16 protein-coding genes and 1 tRNA gene are annotated in these 19,191 nt (G+C 71.3%); 13 read left to right on the top strand and 4 right to left on the bottom strand.

Going from position 1 to position 19,191, the window contains the following annotated elements; genetic code table 11:
- The first annotated feature begins 75 nt into the window (after positions 1-75).
- Positions 76-2,376 carry a rhamnogalacturonan lyase family protein gene (locus ACWCHM_RS05620; RefSeq protein ID WP_454221658.1) on the top strand — a complete coding sequence of 767 codons (2,301 nt, stop codon included), beginning with the start codon at positions 76-78 and terminating at the stop codon, positions 2,374-2,376.
- A 199-nt stretch (positions 2,377-2,575) separates the two neighbouring features.
- Here ACWCHM_RS05620 and ACWCHM_RS05625 read toward each other — a convergent pair whose 3' ends face one another.
- Positions 2,576-3,586 (bottom strand): LLM class flavin-dependent oxidoreductase, encoded by a 1,011-nt coding sequence (locus ACWCHM_RS05625; protein WP_454221659.1) that lies wholly within the window; start codon positions 3,584-3,586, stop codon positions 2,576-2,578.
- Positions 3,587-3,649: 63 nt separating this feature from the next.
- Entirely contained in the window at positions 3,650-4,129 is a 480-nt protein-coding gene (locus ACWCHM_RS05630; RefSeq protein ID WP_088643109.1) for an Lrp/AsnC family transcriptional regulator, read from the bottom strand.
- Between the two features lie 102 nt (positions 4,130-4,231).
- Here ACWCHM_RS05630 and ACWCHM_RS05635 point away from each other — a divergent pair, with 102 nt between their 5' ends.
- Positions 4,232-5,440 carry a trans-sulfuration enzyme family protein gene (locus ACWCHM_RS05635; RefSeq protein WP_454221660.1) on the top strand — a complete coding sequence of 403 codons (1,209 nt, stop codon included), beginning with the start codon at positions 4,232-4,234 and terminating at the stop codon, positions 5,438-5,440.
- Positions 5,441-5,473: 33 nt separating this feature from the next.
- Here ACWCHM_RS05635 and ACWCHM_RS05640 read toward each other — a convergent pair whose 3' ends face one another.
- Positions 5,474-6,115 carry a transcriptional regulator gene (locus ACWCHM_RS05640; RefSeq protein ID WP_421487819.1) on the bottom strand — a complete coding sequence of 214 codons (642 nt, stop codon included), beginning with the start codon at positions 6,113-6,115 and terminating at the stop codon, positions 5,474-5,476.
- A gap of 31 nt (positions 6,116-6,146) precedes the next feature.
- Positions 6,147-6,230: transfer RNA gene (locus ACWCHM_RS05645), tRNA-Leu, on the bottom strand.
- Positions 6,231-6,325: 95 nt separating this feature from the next.
- On the opposite strand from ACWCHM_RS05645, the gene ACWCHM_RS05650 reads away from it, so the two are divergent.
- The 11 genes from ACWCHM_RS05650 (at position 6,326) to polA (ending at position 19,158) form a co-directional block, all read left to right on the top strand.
- Positions 6,326-6,949 (top strand): ANTAR domain-containing response regulator, encoded by a 624-nt coding sequence (locus tag ACWCHM_RS05650; protein WP_088643111.1) that lies wholly within the window; start codon positions 6,326-6,328, stop codon positions 6,947-6,949.
- Between the two features lie 324 nt (positions 6,950-7,273).
- The gene (locus ACWCHM_RS05655) at positions 7,274-8,446 is read left to right on the top strand and encodes a hypothetical protein (protein WP_454221661.1); all 1,173 of its coding nucleotides are present in this window, start codon (positions 7,274-7,276) and stop codon (positions 8,444-8,446) included.
- A 273-nt stretch (positions 8,447-8,719) separates the two neighbouring features.
- A complete protein-coding gene (locus tag ACWCHM_RS05660; RefSeq protein WP_204959193.1) occupies positions 8,720-9,880 on the top strand; it encodes a branched-chain amino acid ABC transporter substrate-binding protein in 1,161 nt (386 codons plus the stop codon).
- A gap of 102 nt (positions 9,881-9,982) precedes the next feature.
- Positions 9,983-10,933, top strand: a complete 951-nt coding sequence (locus ACWCHM_RS05665; protein WP_204959192.1) for a branched-chain amino acid ABC transporter permease — start codon at positions 9,983-9,985, stop codon at positions 10,931-10,933.
- Positions 10,930-12,075 carry a branched-chain amino acid ABC transporter permease gene (locus ACWCHM_RS05670; RefSeq protein WP_454221662.1) on the top strand — a complete coding sequence of 382 codons (1,146 nt, stop codon included), beginning with the start codon at positions 10,930-10,932 and terminating at the stop codon, positions 12,073-12,075. The genes ACWCHM_RS05665 and ACWCHM_RS05670 overlap by 4 nt, the downstream gene beginning before the upstream one ends.
- Entirely contained in the window at positions 12,068-12,913 is an 846-nt protein-coding gene (locus ACWCHM_RS05675) for an ABC transporter ATP-binding protein (protein WP_454221663.1), read from the top strand. Before ACWCHM_RS05670 ends, ACWCHM_RS05675 begins: the two co-directional genes overlap by 8 nt.
- The gene (locus ACWCHM_RS05680) at positions 12,903-13,613 is read left to right on the top strand and encodes an ABC transporter ATP-binding protein (protein ID WP_204959190.1); all 711 of its coding nucleotides are present in this window, start codon (positions 12,903-12,905) and stop codon (positions 13,611-13,613) included. The genes ACWCHM_RS05675 and ACWCHM_RS05680 overlap by 11 nt, the downstream gene beginning before the upstream one ends.
- 29 nt (positions 13,614-13,642) lie before the next feature.
- Entirely contained in the window at positions 13,643-14,548 is a 906-nt protein-coding gene (locus tag ACWCHM_RS05685; RefSeq protein WP_204959189.1) for an ABC transporter substrate-binding protein, read from the top strand.
- 6 nt (positions 14,549-14,554) lie between these two features.
- Positions 14,555-15,544, top strand: coding sequence for an amino acid ABC transporter permease (locus ACWCHM_RS05690; RefSeq protein WP_204959188.1), 990 nt, complete (start codon positions 14,555-14,557; stop codon positions 15,542-15,544).
- Positions 15,541-16,377, top strand: a complete 837-nt coding sequence (locus ACWCHM_RS05695; protein ID WP_281895719.1) for an amino acid ABC transporter ATP-binding protein — start codon at positions 15,541-15,543, stop codon at positions 16,375-16,377. Before ACWCHM_RS05690 ends, ACWCHM_RS05695 begins: the two co-directional genes overlap by 4 nt.
- A gap of 72 nt (positions 16,378-16,449) precedes the next feature.
- Positions 16,450-19,158, top strand: coding sequence for a DNA polymerase I (gene polA, locus ACWCHM_RS05700; RefSeq protein WP_454221664.1), 2,709 nt, complete (start codon positions 16,450-16,452; stop codon positions 19,156-19,158).
- The last annotated feature ends 33 nt before the right edge of the window (positions 19,159-19,191 follow it).

The following is a 19,191-nucleotide window of genomic DNA, read 5'->3' on the forward strand; positions in this document are numbered from 1 at the left end:
CAGCGCGGCGTCATCCCGCCGGTCCGGGCAGGCCGGCGTCGCCACCGTGCGCTGACCTCCGCGAAAGGCGTTTCCGTGCACCTGAGCCCCACCCGTCGTCGCGCCGCGCTGCTCGCCGCCGCCGCGGCCACCACCCTCGCCGCCGGCACCCTCACCGCCGTGACGGCCTCGGCCGCCGCCGCCGGTTGCCGGGTCGACTACAAGATCAGTAGCCAGTGGGGCGGCGGCTTCGGCGCCGACGTCCTCGTCACCAACCTCGGCGACCCGATCAACGGCTGGACCCTGACCTGGTCCTACACCGCCGGCCAGCAGGTCACCCAGGCGTGGAACGCCACGGTCACCCAGTCCGGGGCGCAGGTCAGCGCCAAGGACGCCGGTTACAACGCGGCGCTGGGCACCAACGGCACCGCGAACTTCGGCTTCAACGCGTCGTGGAACAACGCCAGCAACCCGCCGCCGGCGAGCTTCGCCCTCAACGGCACGACCTGCACCGGCGGCACCGCGCCGACCACCGCGCCCCCGACGACACCGCCACCGACCACGCCCCCACCCACCACGCCGCCGCCGACCACCCCGCCCCCGACGACACCGCCGCCGACCACGCCCCCGCCGACCGACCCGCCCGCCGGGGCCAAGCAGATGGAGGATCTCGACCGGGGGTTGATCAGCGTCCGCTCCGGCAACGGGAACCTGGTCTCCTGGCGGCTGCTGGGCACCGAGACCTCCGGGGTGTCGTTCAACCTCTACCGGGGCTCCACCAGGGTCAACGCGTCACCGATCACCGGCGCCACCAACTACCTCGACAGCGGGGCGGCGGCCGGCTCGGCGTACACGGTGCGGGCGGTGGTGGGCGGTGCCGAGCAGGCGGCGTCCGGGCCCGCCCTCCAGTTCGCCAACGGCTACCTGGACGTGCCGATCCAGCCGCCGGCCGGCGGCACCACCCCGAGCGGGGAGGCGTACAGCTACTCGGCCAACGACGCCAGCGTCGGTGACCTCGACGGCGACGGCGACTACGAGATCGTGCTCAAGTGGGACCCGTCCAACGCCAAGGACAACAGCCAGTCCGGCTACACCGGCAACGTCTACGTCGACGCGTACACCCTCACCGGCAGCCGGTTGTGGCGCATCGACCTGGGCCGCAACATCCGCGCCGGTGCCCACTACACCCAGTTCCAGGTGTACGACTACGACGGCGACGGCCGGGCCGAGGTGGCCATGAAGACCGCCGACGGCACCCGCTCCGGCACCGGTCAGCTGATCGGCTCGTCGTCGGCCGACTACCGCAACTCCAGCGGCTATGTGCTGTCCGGCCCCGAGTACCTGACCATGTTCAACGGGCAGACCGGCGCGATCGCCTCCACCGTCAACTACGACCCGCCGCGCGGCACCGTCTCCTCCTGGGGTGACTCGTACGGCAACCGGGTCGACAGGTTCCTCGCCGGTACCGCCTACCTGGACGGGCAGCGGCCGTCGCTGATCATGGCGCGCGGCTACTACACCCGGGCGGTCATCGCCGCCTGGGACTTCCGCAACGGCGCGCTGACCAAGCGGTGGACGTTCGACTCCAACGCCTCGGGCAACTCTGCCGCCGCCGGCCAGGGCAACCACCAGCTCTCCGTGGCCGACGTGGACGCCGACGGCCGCCAGGAGATCGTGTACGGCGCGGCCACCATCGACGACAACGGCCGGCTGCTCTACTCGACCGGCAACGGCCACGGCGACGCCCTGCACGTCGGCGACCTGGACCCGGGCCGGGCCGGCCTGGAGGTCTTCAAGGTCGACGAGGACGGCAGCAAGCCCAGCTCGTACTTCGCCGACGCGCGGACCGGCCAGATCCTCTGGTCCACCGCGGCCAACGGGGACAACGGCCGGGGCGTCTCGGCCGACATCTGGGCCGGCAGCCCGGGGGCCGAGTCGTGGTCGTCGGCGGTCGACGGGCTGGCCAACACCCGGGGGCAGAACATCGGGCGCAAGCCGTCGTCGGCGAACTTCCTCGCCTGGTGGGACGGTGACCCGGTGCGTGAGCTGCTCGACGCCACCAAGATCGACAAGTACGGCACCGGCGGCGAGACCCGGCTGCTCACCGGCAGCGACGTGGCCTCCAACAACGGCACCAAGTCGACCCCGGCGCTGTCCGGTGACATCCTCGGCGACTGGCGCGAGGAGGTGATCTGGCGCACCAGCGACAGCCGGGCGCTGCGGATCTACAGCACGCCCACGCCGACCAGCACCCGGATCTACACGCTGATGCACGACGCCCAGTACCGCGCGGCGATCGCCTGGCAGAACACCGCCTACAACCAGCCGCCGCACCCGGGCTTCTTCATCGGTGACGGCATGTCCACCCCGCCCACGCCCAACATCTACCTGCGCTGACGGTGCGGGCCCGGCGGTTCACCGGGCCCCACAAAAGCAGGCACCGGGTCGCCAGCCGCGGAATCCGCTCAGCTGGCGACCCGGTGCACCACACCGCAGCACCCCCGACCCGTCCCGACCGGGAGTGCCGTACCACCACCGGTAATAAAGTTAGGGGTCGTCCGCAACGGTGGGGTGACGTGGCTATGAAGAGCGTGTTTCAGACGCTCCGGGACAGCCCGCCGGCCACCTTCCCGGCCACCAGCTCGAACGAGCGCACCCGGTCGGCCACGTCGTACACCATGGTGGTGAGCATCAGCTCGTTCGCTCCGGTGCGGGCCAGCAGCTCGGACAGCTGCCGGCGGACCGTCTCCGGTGAACCCATCGCCTGACCGTCGCGGCGCTGCCGCACGAACTCCCGCTCCAGCTCCGTGTACGGGTACCGGGCGGCGTCGTCGGGGCTGGCCAGCGGCTCCGGCCGGCCCGAGCGCAGCTTGAGGAACGACAGCCCGGCCGGCCCGGACAGCCACTCGGCCCGCTCGTCGGTGTCGGCGCAGACCACGTTCACCGCCACCATCGCGTACGGTTCGGTCAGCCAGCGCGACGGCCGGAAACTCTGCCGGTAGAGCTGGAGCGCGGGCAGGGTGTGCTGGGAGCTGAAGTGGTGCGCGAACGAGAACGGCAACCCCAGCAGCCCGGCGAGCTGGGCGCTGAACCCGCTGGAGCCGAGCAGCCAGACGGCGGGGGACTGGCCCAGCCCCGGGCTGGCGGTGATCGCGCCCGGGTCGTCGCCGCTGAAGTAGTTCATCAGGTCGGCCAGCTCCCGGGGGAAACCCTCCGCCGACAGCCCCTCCATGGTGCGCCGTAGCGCCAGCGCGGTCCGCTGGTCGGTGCCGGGGGCCCGGCCGATGCCCAGGTCGATCCGACCCGGGTGCAGCGCCTCCAGGGTGCCGAACTGTTCGGCGACCACCAGCGGCGCGTGGTTGGGCAGCATCACCCCGCCCGAGCCCAGCCGGATCGTGGTGGTCTGCGCCGCCAGGTGGGCGAGCAGCACCGCCGGTGCGGAGCTGGCGATCGCCGGCATGTTGTGGTGCTCGGCCACCCAGAACCGGCGGTAGCCCAGTTCCTCGGTCCGGCGGGCCAGCTCGGTGGTGTGCCCGAGGGCCTCGGAGGCGGTGGCCCCGGCGGCGACCGGAGCAAGATCAAGAACAGACAACGGTACGTCGATCACACCTGGGCCCAACCCGCCCCGGCCCGGACTTGTTCCCTGATCGGGCCCGGTCCCGGGTCCGGGTCAGCCCCGGCCGCGGGCCTGCTCGAAGATCAGGCTGGTCTGGGTGTGCTGCACCGCCGGGTCCACCGCCAACTGGTCCAGGACGAAGTCGCGCAGCGCGTCACCCGACGCCGCCCGGACGTGCAGCACGTAGTCCTCCGCGCCCGCCACGTGGAACACCGACACCACCCCGGGCAGCCGGACCGAGCGGGCCCGGAAGGCGTCCACCGCGGCCCGCTCGTGCGCGGTCAGCCGGACCGACACCAGCGCCTGCAACGGCAACCCCACCGCCGCCGGGTCCACCTCGGCGTGGAAGCCCCGGATCGCCCCGCAGTCCCGCAGCGCCCGGGTTCGGGTCAGACAGGTCGACGGGGCCACCCCCACCCGCTCGGCGAGGGCGTTGTTCGGCAGCCGGCCGTCGGCGGCCAGCTCGGTCAGGATCGCGCGGTCGACGTCGTCCAGGGTGGCGAAGGGCCGTACATCGTTCGGTGCGGGGGGCATCCCGGCATCCTCCCGCGAATTCGAGCGTAGGAAAAGCCGCACCGCCAGAATATCGTTCGAAGGTGTTGCCTGTCGTCACGCTGATGTTCGAGGCTTTCCGGCATGACGGCGGCTACGGCACCCCCTACCCCCAGCGTCGGGGCGACCCTCGACGACACGTCGGTGGACACCCGGGCCGTGCACGCCGGCCGGGAGGACCTCGCGGCCCTCGGGGTGCACGTACCGCCGATCGACCTGTCCACCACCAACCCGCTGCCGTCGGTCGAGGCCGGCGGCGCGGCCTACGAACTGCTCGCCACCGGTGGCACCCTCGCGCCCGGCGACAGCGCCGTCTACCAGCGGCTGTGGAATCCCACCGTGGCCCGTTTCGAGGCCGCGCTGGCCACCCTCGAAGGCACCCCGGCGGCGGTCGCCTTCGCCAGCGGCATGGCCGCGCTCACCGCGGCCCTGCTCGCGGCCACCCGGGACGGTCGCCGGCACGTCGTCGCCGTACGTCCCCTCTACGGGGGAACCGACCACGTGCTCGCCACCGGCCTGCTCGGCACCGAGGTCAGTTGGGCCCGTCCCGACGAGGTCGCCGCCGCCGTACGGGCCGACACCGGACTGGTCGTCGTGGAGACCCCGGCCAACCCCACCCTCGACCTCGTCGACATCGCCGCCCTGGCCGCCGCCGTGGGCGACGTGCCGCTGCTGGTCGACAACACCGTCGCCACCCCCGTGCTCCAACAGCCCGCCCGGCACGGCGCCGCGCTCGTCCTGCACAGCGCCACCAAGAGCATCGGCGGACACGGTGACGTGCTCGCCGGCGTGGTGGCCTGCGACGCCGACTGGGCCGCCCGGTTGCGCCAGGTGCGCGCGGTCACCGGCGCGGTGCTGCACCCGCTCGGCGCGTACCTGCTGCACCGGGGCCTGCAGACGTTGCCGCTGCGGGTCCGCGCGCAGCAGGCCGGTGCGGAGAAGCTGGCCCTGCGGCTCGCCGGGCACCCGGCCGTGGCGCGGGTCCACCACCCCTCGGTGCACGACCCGGCCGGGCTGGTCGGCCGGCAGCTCGTCGGCACCGGAAGCCTGCTCGCCGTCGAGGTACGCGGCGGCGCGTCGGCCGCCGCCCGGGTCGCCGGGGCCTGCCGGCTGATCACCCACGCGGTGTCACTGGGCGGGGTGGACACCCTGATCCAGCACCCGGCCTCGCTGACCCACCGGCCGGTGGCCGGGGAGGCGAAACCGGGCGACGGGCTGCTGCGGATCTCGGTCGGCCTGGAGGACCCCGAGGACCTGTGGACCGACCTGGCCCGCGCGCTCGCGGCGGGGTGAGCGTCCGGTGGGGCGGTCGGCCCTGCTGACGGGTCAGTGCTTGGGGCCGACGTGGCCGTCCAGGGTGGCGACCGCCGCCCGCCGCGCCACCGACAGGTACGGTCGGCCCCGCACGGTCACCCGGTTGTCCACCCGGCAGCCGTCGGAGTGGAACAGACCCCGCAGGAAGTCGCCCGGCCGGCGCTGGACGATCTCGCGTTGCCAGTCGGCCAGGCCGATCCGGCGTTCGTGCTTGCGGCCCGGCCCGTGCTGGGGAAACAGGCACGGCCAGTGCCGGCCGTAGCTCTGCACGCGGACGCAGCCCTGCTTGCGCACCCGCTGCACCGTCGTGGCGAGCACGGCCCGCATGGCCAGGTCGCACGCGTCGACCAGCCCCGGCCAGGCGGCGGCACAGTAGATCCGCAGCACCGGCACCCGGGCCGTCGTCACCAGGTGGCCGTCGCCGAGGTACAGGCCGAGGAGATAGGCGTAGGCCACCGGGTCGGCCGGACCGTCGAGCCCGTCCCGGCACCGGAAGCACCGCAGCTCGGTGCCCCGCTGCCGCGCCTCGGGACGGTCGTTGCACCAGTGCCAGACGGTGCGGTAGGGAAGGCCGACGGCACGTGCCGCGTCGGCGACCGAACCGCCGGCGCGGTGCACCTGCCGGGCGCGGGCCCGGATCTCTGGTGGATGCACCGGGGCATCATCGAACAGGTGTGTGACAAGGTGCCGGGAGCGGGACTCGAACCCGCACGCCTGTTAAGGCAAATGCTTTTGAGGCATTCATGTCTGCCGATTCCATCATCCCGGCGTCACCCCGAGGGGCGCGTGGCTCACTGTACCCGACTAGGCTCATACGGGAGCATGGGTGGTAGCCGTGTGGGATCGATGGTGGGGGTAGGGCTGGTGGCCGAGACACAGACGGATGCCGAGCGCAGGCGGGTGTTGATCGCCGAGGACGAGGCGCTCATCCGACTGGACCTGGCCGAGATGCTGGTCGAGGAGGGTTACGAGGTCGTCGGCGAGGCCGGTGACGGCGAGACCGCCGTCCGGTTGGCCGAGGAGCTGAAGCCCGATCTCGTCATCCTCGACATCAAGATGCCGATCATGGACGGCCTGGCCGCTGCCGAGCGGATCGCCGGTGCCCGGATCGCCCCCGTGATCATCCTGACCGCGTTCAGCCAGCGTGACCTGGTGGAACGGGCGCGGGCCGCCGGTGCGATGGCCTACCTGGTCAAGCCGTTCCAGAAGAGCGACCTGGTGCCGGCGGTGGAGATCGCGCTGTCCCGCTACTCCGAGATCGCCGCCCTGGAGTCCGAGGTGGCCGGCCTCACCGACCGGCTGGAGATCCGCAAGACGGTCGAACGCGCCAAGGGCGCGCTGATGACGACGTACGGGATGACCGAGCCGCAGGCGTTCAAGTGGATCCAGCGCACCGCCATGGACCACCGGATGACCATGAAGGAGGTCGCCGAGCGGATCCTCGCCGAGACCGCCGGTGGCGAGATCGCCGAGCAGCCCACCTCCTGACCTGTCGGCGCACCGGTCGCCGATCGGTCCGTCTTTCCTCCCCGCCCGGCGGCCCACCCCGTCCGGTCGGCGAGGCGACCCACTCCGAACCGGCGGACGAATCCGCCCCGACGGCCGTCCGGTTCCGTCCTGACGTCGACCCGTGCGGCGCGGTCCGTCCCGCGCCGGCGGCGACACCACGCCGTACCGGCCGGCCGTCCGCTCGGCCGGTGGACCCCTGCCCCCGATCACCCGGCTCCCGTCTGCGCAGTGATCGATCGGTTCGCCGGGTCGGGCGGCCCGACCCGCCCCCCACGGCGGGGTTCCGCTGCCTAGCATCGATGCATGTCTGCCCGGCGCGTACTCGTGGTGTGCGCTCTGTTGGTCCTGGTGGTCGCCGGCTGCGACCGGCACGGAAACGACGTGGCCGGGCGGGGTGACGGCCGGTCGACGCCGGTCGAGCCGGCGTGGCGGGAGGCGACCCTGCCGGTGCCGCCCGGTCCGGCCGGCCGGCTGGTGCTGCGCGACGCGGTCTCCTGCGCCGGGGTCTGGTTCCTGGTCGGCGGGGTCGTCGACGCCACCGGTGGCAGCCGCCCGGCGGCCTGGTCCAGCACGGACGGTTCCACCTGGCTGCCGGTGCCGGTCGCGGCCAGCACGTTCTACGGCCGGCAGCACGTGCTCTACGCGGCGGCCTGCGCCGCAGGGCGGGTGGCGGCGCTGGGCGCGAAGAACGGTGGGGTGCACGGCAACCCGCGTACCGGGACCTGGGTCCGCGACGGCGACGGCCCGTTGCGGGAGGTACCGGCGGCGTTCGAGCTGTTCGGCGGCCCCCGCGCGGTCAGCGTGGCCCGGGTGGCGGCCGGTGCGCAGGGCTGGTTGATCGCGGGTGCCCGGGCCGACGGCGCGGCGGTCTGGACGTCGCCGGACGCGGGCGGGTTCACCCTGGCCGAGGGGCTGCCGGAACTGGCCGGCGACGCCCGGGGACGGACGGCGGCGTACGACGCGGTGGCCCTGCCGGTGGGGTGGCTGGTGGTCGGGTCGCTGCTGCCGGCGGGCGGCACGGCGCTGCGGCCGATGGCCTGGACCTCGGTCGACGGGCGTTCCTGGCGGCGGGCGGAACTGCCGGTGCCCGACGGCCGGGGGCGGGCGGAGCGGGTGGTGCCGCGCGACGGCGGGCCGGTGGCGGTGGGGGCGGTTTCGGACGGTTTCGCCGTGTGGTGGGCCGACGACGGGTCGCGGTGGCGGCAGGTCGGCGGGTTCGGGACGGCCGGCGCGGGGGTGCTGTCGGTGGTGGGGCTGGCCGTGGTGGGTGGGGCGCTGGTGGCGGTGACCGGTGACGGCGTCGGTCGCGCGGTGTGGGTGTCGACGGACGGTGGGGTGTCGTGGCGCTCCGTGCGGGTGCCGTTGCCGGTGGCCGACGGCGGCGACACCGCGCTGACGGTGGCCGGCGGCGATGGTCGACTGCTGCTGCTGGCCGATGACGGCAGAGGCTCCCATGCCTGGTGGGGGCGGGTTTGAGTGGCTATAGGCGGGGGCGGTGGCCGGTACGGGTGCGCGCCTTCGAATAAAAAGTGAAAGTCTCTCGGAACTGATGGTTCTTACAGCGATCGTTTCGAATCCGCCACGGCGTGTAACGGTTCGATCAACCCCGCTTGCTGGGGCTTACGTCGCAGCTTCCCGGTGGGATAACGTCCCGGCCCAGACCGGCGACGACGGTCTGGTTCGTCCGCCCCCGCAAGGGCCAATAGGCAGCGGGTGGTTCGGACCATGCGACGGAGGAGGGTTCCGGCCTTGAGGCAGAAGCTCGCACGCGTGATCGGTGGAGTCGCCATGCTGGCGCTCGTCGCCGGCGGCACCGCTTGCTCCAGCGGCAGCGACGAGGAGGCGTCCGGTGGGGACGGCTGCGGTAGCAAGATCGCGTTCTTCGGCGCGCTGACCGGCAGCTCGGCGGCGCTGGGCATCAACGAGAAGAACGGCGTCAAGCTCGCCGTCGAGAAGTACAACAAGGAAAACGCCGACTGCAAGGTCGAGCTGGCCGAGCTGGACTCGCAGGGCAGCCCGGACCAGGCGCCCGGTCTGGCCCAGAAGGCCATCGACGACGCCAAGCTCCTGGGCATCGTCGGCCCGGCCTACTCGGGCGAGTCCGAGGCCGCCGGCCCGCTGTTCAACGAGGCCGGGCTGGTCACCATCACCCCCTCCGCCACCCGCCCCAGCCTCGCCCAGCAGAACTGGAAGACCTTCTTCCGGGCGGTCGGCAACGACCTGAGCCAGGGCCCCGCGGCCGGCACCTACATCAAGAACGTGATGAAGGCCGACAAGGTCTACGTCATCGACGACCAGTCCGCCTACGGCGCGGGCCTGGCCGACGAGGTCAAGAAGATTCTCGGCGGCGCGGTCGTCGGCTCGGACAAGGTCCAGGGCGAGGGCAAGCAGACCGAGTTCTCCGGCGTGGTGACCAAGGTCAAGGCGGCCGGCGTCAAGGCCGTCTTCTTCGGCGGCTACTACCAGGAGGCCGGCCTGATCCGCAAGCAGCTCACCGCTGCCGGCGTCACCGCCCCGCTGGTCGTCGGTGACGGCTCCAACGACCCGGCGTACATCACCACCGCCGGTGCCGCCGCCGCCGAGGGCACCATCATGACCTGCCCGTGCGCACCGGCCGCCGAGGCCCGGGGCACCTTCGTCGAGGAGTTCAAGGCCCTCAACGGCGCCGACCCGGGCACCTACAGCGACACCGCCTACGACGCCGCGAACATCCTGCTCGCCGGCATCAAGGCCAAGAAGACCACCCGGGCCGACCTGCTGGAGTTCGTGAAGAACTACAGCGGCGAGGGCGTCGCGTCGAGCTACAAGTTCGTCGAGGGTGGCGAGCTGGACCCGGCGCAGGTCAAGGTCTGGGCGTTCAAGGTCCAGGGCGGCAAGGTCGTCCCCGACCAGGAGATCCCGAAGGCCTGACCACGGTCGCCGAGAGCGATTGACGACAGATCGCGGGTGCGGCCGGGAGCTCGCTCCCGGCCGCACCACCTGTTTCTCCACACCTGACGGAGCGGCCCTCCCGTGAACTTCGACGGACTGTTCTCCAACTTCGGGGAACTCACCACGACCGGCCTGACACAGGGTGCGATCTACGCCCTGGTCGCGCTCGGCTACACGCTGGTCTACGGCGTACTCAGACTCATCAACTTCGCTCACTCCGAGGTCTTCATCGCCGGCGCGTTCGCCGCCATCTGGACCTGGAACGGCTTCGGCCTCAACCAGGACTCCCAGGTCAGCGGGCTCGGCTCGATCCTGTTCTACCTGCTCGTCGCGATGATCGTCGCGGCCATCGCGTCGGCCGGCACGGCCACCGTGATCGAGCGGGTGGCGTACCGCCCGCTGCGCAAGCGCAACGCACCACCGCTTGCCTTCCTGATCACCGCGATCGGCGCGTCCATCGCGATCTCGGAGGCGTTCGGCGTCTACACCCGCCGGCTCCCCGAGAGCGCGCCCAAGCTGGTCAGCTCCGAGCCCGTGTTCCACCTCTTCGGCGTGCCGATCAGCGCGGTGCAGCTGCTCACCCTCGGCGCCGCGCTGGTGATGATGGTCGCCTTGGACCAGTTCATCAACCGCAGCCGGGTCGGCCGGGGCATCCGGGCGGTCGCCCAGGACCCCAACACCGCCGCGCTGATGGGTGTGAACAAGGACCGGATCATCCTGATGGTCTTCATCGCCGGCGGTTCCATGGCCGGCGTCGCCGGCCTGCTCTACGACGTGCGGATCCAGACCCTGACCTACAGCGTCGGCTTCCTGCTCGGCCTCAAGGCGTTCACCGCCGCGGTGCTCGGCGGTATCGGCAACCTGCGGGGCGCCCTGGTCGGCGGCCTGCTGCTGGGTGTGGTGGAGAACTACGCCTCGGGGCTGTTCGGCAGCCAGTGGAAGGACTTCGCCGCCTTCGCCGTGCTGGTGGTGCTGCTGATGTTCCGGCCGACCGGTCTGCTGGGCGAATCGCTGGGAAGGGCACGGGCATGACAACGACGGTTAATCCGCCGACCCCCGAGCAGCAGCAGGGGATCGGGACACGGCTGCGGCACGGCCGCGAGGCCGTCGCGCAGCGCTGGCACGACGCCCCGCGCTGGGTGCGCTGGGTGGCGCTGGCGGCGCTGATCGCGTTCTTCTACGCGCTGCCCAACAAGGAGTTCTACCAGTACCTGGGGCCGATCCCGACCACGGGCTCCAACTTCACCCAGGTGCTCTTCACCGTCTCGATCTATGTGCTGCTCGCGGTCGGGTTGAACATCGTGGTCGGCTTCGCCGGCCTGCTCGACCTCGGCTACTTCGGCTTCTTCGCCGTCGGCGCGTACACCGTGGCGGTGTTGACCTCGCCGAGCAGCGACCTCAAGACGCTGTGGCCGTGGCTGCTGGTGGTGCCGATCGCGATCGCCCTCACCATGGTTTCCGGGGTCATGCTCGGCACCCCGACCCTGCGGCTGCGCGGTGACTACCTGGCGCTGGTGACGCTCGGCTTCGCCGAGATGATCCGGATCGCGGCGACCAGCTCCGAGTTCCTCAAGGGCCAGCGGGGCTTCAACCAGATCCCGCACCCGCCCGGCAAGTACGCCGACGGCAAGCCGTTCTTCGGGGTGCTCGACGCCCGCCCGTACTACTGGCTGGTGCTCACGCTGATCATCCTGGTGGTGATCGGGGTGCGGAACCTGACCCACAGCCGGGTCGGCCGGGCCTGGATCTCGATCCGGGAGGACGAGGACGCCGCGCAGCTGATGGGCGTGCCGACGTTCAAGTTCAAGCTCTGGGCGTTCGCCTCGGGCGCGGCGATCGCCGGCCTGGCCGGTGCGCTCTTCGCCGGCAAGCAGAACTTCGTCAACTCGCAGAACTTCGAGCTGCTCAACTCGATCATCATCCTGGCCGCGGTCATCCTGGGCGGCTCGGGCAACATCGTCGGCGCGATCGTCGGCGGCGGCCTGGTGGCGTACATGATCGAGCGGTTCCGCGGCATCGAGCTGTTCGGCGTGGAGCTGTACGAGTACCGGTTCCTCTTCTTCGGCCTGGTGCTCGTGGTGATGATGATCTTCCGGCCGCAGGGCCTCATCCCGAACCGACGACGGGCGGCGGAGTTCAAGGACCGCCGCAAGGAGGTGATCGTCGGTGAGTGACACCGAACAGACCCCGGCCGTACCGGCCCAGGCGGGCGCGCCCGCCGTCGAGACCATCCCCGGGCGGGAACCGCTGCTGGAGGTCGACCACGTCACGCTGCGCTTCGGCGGCGTGGTGGCGCTCAACGACGTCGACTTCACCCTCTACAAGGGGGAGATCCTCGGGCTGATCGGCCCGAACGGCGCCGGCAAGACCACCTGCTTCAACGCGATGACCGGCATCTACCAGCCCAGCGAGGGTCAGATCCGGTTCCGTGGCGAGAAGATCAGCGGCAAGAAGCGGCACCAGATCACCAAGATGGGCATGGCGCGGACGTTCCAGAACATCCGCCTCTTCCCGGAGATGACCGCGCTGGAGAACGTGCAGGTCGGTGCCGACGCGCACCACAAGACCAGCGTGATCTCGGCGCTGCTGCGGCTGCCCCGGCACTGGCGCGAGGAGCGCGAGGGCCGGGAGAAGGCCGAACGGCTGCTGGAGTTCGTCGGCATCCGGCCCCGGATGCACGAGTTCGCCCGCAACCTGTCCTACGGCGAGCAGCGCCGGCTGGAGATCGCCCGGGCCCTGGCCACCGACCCGGTGCTGCTCTGCCTGGACGAGCCGGCCGCCGGCTTCAACCCGGCGGAGAAGGAGGAGCTGCTCCAGCTCATCCGGCAGATCCGCGACACCGGCGTGACCGTGCTGCTGATCGAGCACGACATGCGCCTGGTCATGGGTGTCACCGACCGGATCGTGGTGCTGGAGTTCGGGAAGAAGATCGCCGAGGGGCTGCCCGCCGAGGTGCGGGACAACCCGAAGGTGGTCGCGGCGTACCTGGGGGTACCGGACGATGCTGCTTGAGATTGACGACGTCAGCCTGCTGTACGGGCGGATCCAGGCGCTGCACGGGATCAGCCTGACCGTGGGGGAGGGCGAGATCGTCGCCCTGATCGGCGCGAACGGCGCCGGTAAGTCCACCACCATGCGGGCGATCTCCGGCATCCGGCCGATCGCCTCCGGGGCGATCCGCTTCGAGGGCGAGGACATCTCCAAGCTCCGGGCGGACCTGCGGGTCCGGCGGGGGCTGTGCCAGGCCCCGGAGGGTCGCGGCATCTTCCCCGGCATGACCGTGCTGGAGAACCTCGACATGGGCGCCTACACCCGGCGGGACCGGGCGGGCATCGCCCAGGACCTCAACCGGGTGCTGGAGCTGTTCCCCCGGCTGGCCGAGCGGCGCAAGCAGGCCGGCGGCACCCTCTCCGGCGGCGAGCAGCAGATGTTGGCCGTCGGCCGGGCGCTGATGAGCCGGCCCAAGCTGCTGCTGCTCGACGAGCCGTCGATGGGTCTGGCCCCGATGCTGATCCAGCAGATCTTCTCCATCATCACCGAGATCAACGAGCAGGGCACCACGATCCTGCTGGTGGAGCAGAACGCGCAGCAGGCGCTCGCCCGGGCCCACCGGGCGTACGTGCTGGAGACCGGCCGCATCGTCAAGAGCGGCACCGGCGCCGACCTGCTGCACGACCCGTCGGTCAAAGAGGCCTACCTGGGCGTGGCCTGACCGTCGCCCCCTCGCAAAGGAGTACACGCATGTTCCACCTCACCCCTGGTCGGCGGGCGGCGTTCGGCGTCGCCGGCGCGACCGCCCTGCTGCTCTCCCTCGCCGCCTGTGGCGAGGAGGAGAGCACCGAGCAGCCCGGCGGCGGTCCCTCGGTCAGCGCGTCGGCCGACACCTCGCTGGCCGACAAGGTCCCGGCGGCCATCAAGGCCGACGGCAAGATCGTCGTGGGCACCGACTCGACGTACGCCCCGGCGGAGTTCCTCGACAGCGACGGCAAGACGGTGATCGGCTTCGACGTCGAGCTGTTCACCGCCGTGGCGGCGAAGCTCGGCCTCAAGGCGGAGTTCGTCTCCGCGCCGTTCGGCGACATCATCTCCGGCGTGAGCACCGGCAAGTACGAGGTGGGCGTCTCGTCGTTCACCATCAACGACGAGCGCAAGCAGCAGGCCAACATGGTCAGCTACTTCCAGGTCGGCACCCAGTGGGTGACCAAGAAGGGCAACCCGGCCGGCGTCACGATCGACGACGCCTGCGGCAAGAAGATCGCCGTGCAGAAGGACACCGTCCAGGTCGAGGACATCCAGAAGCGCTCCAAGACCTGCACCGACGCCGGTAAGCCGGCGATCACCGTCGAGCAGTTCCCCGGCCAGGACGCCGCCACCGCCGCGGTGGTCTCCGGCAAGGACGACGCGATGCTCGCCGACTACCCGGTCGGGGTGTACGCGGTGACCCAGTCCAACGACGCCCTCGAACTGCTCGACAAGCAGTACGAGGCGGCCCCGTACGGCTACGTGGTCGGCAAGGACCAGGCGGCGTTCGCCGAGGCGGTGCGGGACGCGACCAAGGCGCTGATCGCCGACGGGTCGTACAAGTCGGTGCTGGACAAGTGGAAGGTGGCGGACGGCGCGATCACGGACCCCGCGATCAACCCGTAACAGGTCATGGAATCCCACGACACTTCCACCGTACGGGCGCGGCCGGAGCCTCTCCGCGCCGTGCCCGTACGGCACCCGGGGCGCTGGGTCGCGGTCGCCGTGCTGGCCGTGCTGGTCGCCATGTTCGTCCACCTGCTGGTCACCAACGACGCCTTCAACTGGTCGTTCATGGTGGACAAGATGTTCCGTCCGCCGATCATCGAGGGGCTGCTGCGCGGCACGGTGCTGATGACGGTGAGCGCGATGCTCATCGGCGTCACGCTGGGTGTGGTGGTGGCGGTGATGCGGCTGTCGGACAATCCGATCCTGCGCGGGGTCGCCTGGCTCTACACCTGGTTCTTCCGGGCGGTGCCCCGGCTGGTGCTGCTGGCGGTCTTCGGCAACATCGGCATCCTGTGGAGCCGGATCGAGTTCGGGGTGCCGTTCGACACCCAGCTCGGCCAGCTCTTCGGCATCGACAACCTGCAACTGCGGCTGTTCGGCTTCTCCTCCCGGGACATCCTCACCGGTTTCATGGCCGGCCTGCTGGGGTTGGCGCTGTCCGAGGCGGCCTACATGGCCGAGATCGTCCGGGCCGGCATCCAGTCGGTCGACGAGGGGCAGACCGAGGCGGCCCAGGCGCTGGGCATGAGCCGGGGTCAGCTGCTGCGTCGGGTGGTGCTGCCGCAGGCGATGCGGGTGATCATCCCGCCGACCGGCAACGAGACCATCGCGATGCTCAAGGACACCTCGCTGCTGCTCTACGTGCCGGTGAGCGTGGAGCTGTTCTTCCAGCTCGACGCGGTCGGCAAACGGACCTTCCAGATCTTCCCGATGTATGTCGCCGCCTGCCTGTGGTACCTCTTCCTGACCAGCATCCTGCTGGTCGGGCAGTACTTCCTGGAGCGGCACTTCGGCAAGGGCTACGGCCCGGCCGGCCGGGCCCGGCTGCGGTTGCGCGGGATGGCGGCGGAGACCGGTGGCGGCGGCAACGCGGGGACGGTGGGTCAGGCATGAGCGAGCTGATTCCCGGCCAGGCGGGTGCTCCCGCCGCCGAGTCGGGCCGGGCCGGTGCGTCGGCCGACGGGTCCGGGCTGATGGTGCGGGCCGAGCAGGTGCACAAGTCGTTCGGGCCGCTGGAGGTGCTCAAGGGCATCGACCTGGAGGTCCGGTCGGGCGAGGTGTGCTGCCTGCTGGGGCCGTCCGGCTCCGGCAAGTCGACCTTCCTGCGCTGCATCAACCACCTGGAGAAGATCAACGCCGGGTCGATCCGGGTGGACGGCGAGCTGATCGGCTACCGGGAGCGCGGCGGCCGGCTGCACGAGATGCGGGAGAAGGAGGTGGCCGCGCAGCGCCGTTCGATCGGGATGGTGTTCCAGCGGTTCAACCTCTTCCCGCACATGACGGTGCTGGGCAACGTGACCGAGGCGCCGGTGCTGCTGGGCCGGGAGAAGAAGGCGGCGGCCCGGGAGCGGGCCGCGCAGCTGCTGGAGCGGGTGGGGCTGGGCGACAAGCTCGGCGCGTACCCCGGTCAGCTCTCCGGCGGGCAGCAGCAGCGGGTGGCGATCGCCCGCGCGTTGGCGATGCGGCCGAAGCTGATGCTCTTCGACGAGCCGACCAGCGCGCTCGACCCGGAACTGGTCGGCGAGGTCCTGGACGTGATGAAGGACCTTGCCCGGGACGGGATGACCATGATCGTGGTGACCCACGAGATCGGTTTCGCCCGGGAGGTCGGCGACACGCTGGTCTTCATGGACGGCGGCGTGGTCGTCGAGTCCGGCGACCCGCGCGAGGTGATCGCCAATCCGCAACACGAGCGGACCAGGACGTTCCTCGCCAAGGTGCTCTGAGTTCCGGTCCACCCCCGGCGGCGGCCGTGCCGCCGCCGGGGGTTGTCGGGGGTACGGGCTAGAGTCGCTGCCGTGACAGCTACGACGCCGCGCCTGCTCCTCGTCGACGGACATTCCATGGCATACCGGGCGTTCTTCGCCCTGCCGGTGGAGAACTTCTCCACCACGACGGGGCAGCCGACCAACGCGGTCTACGGCTTCACCTCGATGCTGATCAACGTGCTCCGCGACGAGCAGCCCACCCACATCGTGGTCGCCTTCGACGTCTCCCGCCGCTCCTTCCGCACCGAGAAGTACGCGGAGTACAAGGCCGGCCGCAGCGAGACCCCGGCCGACTTCAAGGGCCAGGTCAGCCTGGTCAAGGAGGTCCTCGACGCGCTGCGCATCCCGGTCGTCGAGCGGGAAGGCTACGAGGCCGACGACGTGATCGCCACCCTCGCCTGCCAGGCCCGCGACCAGGGCATGCAGGTGCTGATCAGCACCGGCGACCGGGACGCCTTCCAACTCGTCGGCGACGACGTCACCGTGCTCTACCCCCGCAAGGGCGTCTCCGACCTGGCCCGGATGGACCCGGCGGCGATCGAGGCCAAGTACGGCGTCGGCCCGCAGCGCTACCGCGACCTGGCCGCCCTGGTCGGCGAGAAGAGCGACAACCTGCCCGGCATCCCCGGCGTCGGCGACAAGACCGCCGCCAAGTGGATCAACACCTACGGCGGGGTCGAGGGCGTGATCGCCCACGCCGACGAGATCAAGGGCAAGGCCGGCGACAGCCTGCGCGAGCGGCTCGCCGACGTGATCCGCAACTACGAGATCAACTGCCTGGTCTCCGACCTGGAGCTGCCGATCCGCCCCGAGGACGCCCGCTGGCAGGGCTGGGACCGGGAGGCCGTGCACCAGGTCTTCGACACCCTCCAGTTCCGCATCCTGCGTGACCGGCTGTATCAATACCTGGAGGCGGTGGAGCCGGAGGCCGAGGCCGGCTTCGACCTGGCCGGCGAGCGGCTCACCGCGCCCGGCGCGCTGGTCGACTGGCTGGCCGCACACGTCCCCACCGGCACCCAGGTCGGCGTCGCCGTGAAGACGCCGGCCAAGCCGAAGGACCCCCGCGAGCGCTACGAGCCGCAGCTCGACGCGCTGGCCATCGCGCTGGCCAGCGGCCCGGCCGCCTGGCTCGACCCGGCGACGTTGGCCGAGGCCGACGAACGCGCCCTGGCCGACTGGTTGGCCGACCCCCGGCAGCCCAAGGTGCTGCACGACAGCAAGCACGCCCGGCTGGCGTTCGCCGCGCGGGGCTGGTCGCTGGCCGGCGTCGCCCGGGACACCGAGCTGGCCGCCTACCTGGCCCGCCCCGACCAGCGCTCCTACGACCTGACCGACCTGGCGCTGCGCTACCTGCACCGCGAGCTGCGGGTCGACGCGCCGGAGACCGGGCAGCTCACCTTCGACGGCCTCGGCGACGACGGCGAGGCCGAGCAGAACCTGATGCTCCAGGCGCGCGCCACCCTCGACCTGGCCGACGCGATCGACGCCGAGCTGTCCCGCGACGGCGAGCAGTCCGCCCGGCTGATGGCCGAGGTGGAGCTGCCCCTGTCCGAGGTGCTGGCGGGGATGCAACGCGTCGGCATCGGCGCCGACCTGGACTACCTCCAGGAACTGGAGGCGCACTTCGCGGGCGAGGTGAAGTCCGCCGCCCAGGGCGCGTACGCCGCCGTGGGGCGGGAGTTCAACCTCGGCTCGCCCAAGCAGCTCCAGGAGCTGCTCTTCGGGGAGCTGGGGCTGCCCAAGACCAAGAAGATCAAGACCGGGTACACCACCGACGCCGACGCGCTCCAGTGGCTCTACGCCCAGAACCCGCACCCCGTGCTGGAGCACCTGCTGCGCCACCGGGACGTGGCGAAGCTCAAGACCACCGTCGACGGCCTGCTCAAGTCGGTCGCCGACGACGGGCGCATCCACACCACGTTCAAGCAGACGGTGGCGGCCACCGGTCGGCTCTCCTCCACCGACCCCAACCTCCAGAACATCCCGATCCGTACCGAGGAGGGCCGGCGCATCCGTCGGGCCTTCGTGGTGGGCGACGGCTACCAGACCCTGCTCACCGCCGACTACAGCCAGATCGAGATGCGGATCATGGCGCACCTGTCGTTGGACGAGGCGCTGATCGAGGCGTTCAACTCCGGCCACGACTTCCACGCCGCCACCGCGTCGTCGGTCTTCACCGTCCCGGTCGGCGAGGTCACCGCCGACCAACGCCGCAAGATCAAGGCGATGAACTACGGCCTGGCGTACGGCCTGAGCGCCTTCGGCCTGTCGCAGCAGCTCGGCATCACCGCCGAGGAGGCCCGGGGGCTGATGGAGAACTACTTCGCCGGGTTCGGCGGCGTCCGCGACTACCTCCAGGAGGTGGTGGCCCGCGCCCGCCAGGACGGCTACACCTCCACCGTCCTGGGTCGCCGCCGCTACCTGCCCGACCTGGTCAGCGACAACCGGCAGCGCCGGGACATGGCCGAGCGGATGGCGCTCAACGCCCCCATCCAGGGCTCGGCGGCCGACATCATCAAGGTCGCCATGCTGCGCGTCGACACCGCGCTGCGCGACGCCGGGCTGCGCTCCCGAATGCTGCTCCAGGTGCACGACGAGCTGGTCTTCGAGGTCGCCCCCGACGAGCGGGAGGCGTTGGAGACGCTGGTTCGGCAGGAGATGGGGGCGGCGTACCCGCTGTCGGTGCCGCTGGAGGTCTCCGTCGGCGTCGGCCGGGACTGGAACAGCGCCGACCACTAGCCTCCGCACCCACCGCACCGGCCCGACCAGGGG

The sequence above is a fragment of the Micromonospora sp. SCSIO 07396 genome, from assembly GCF_053667945.1.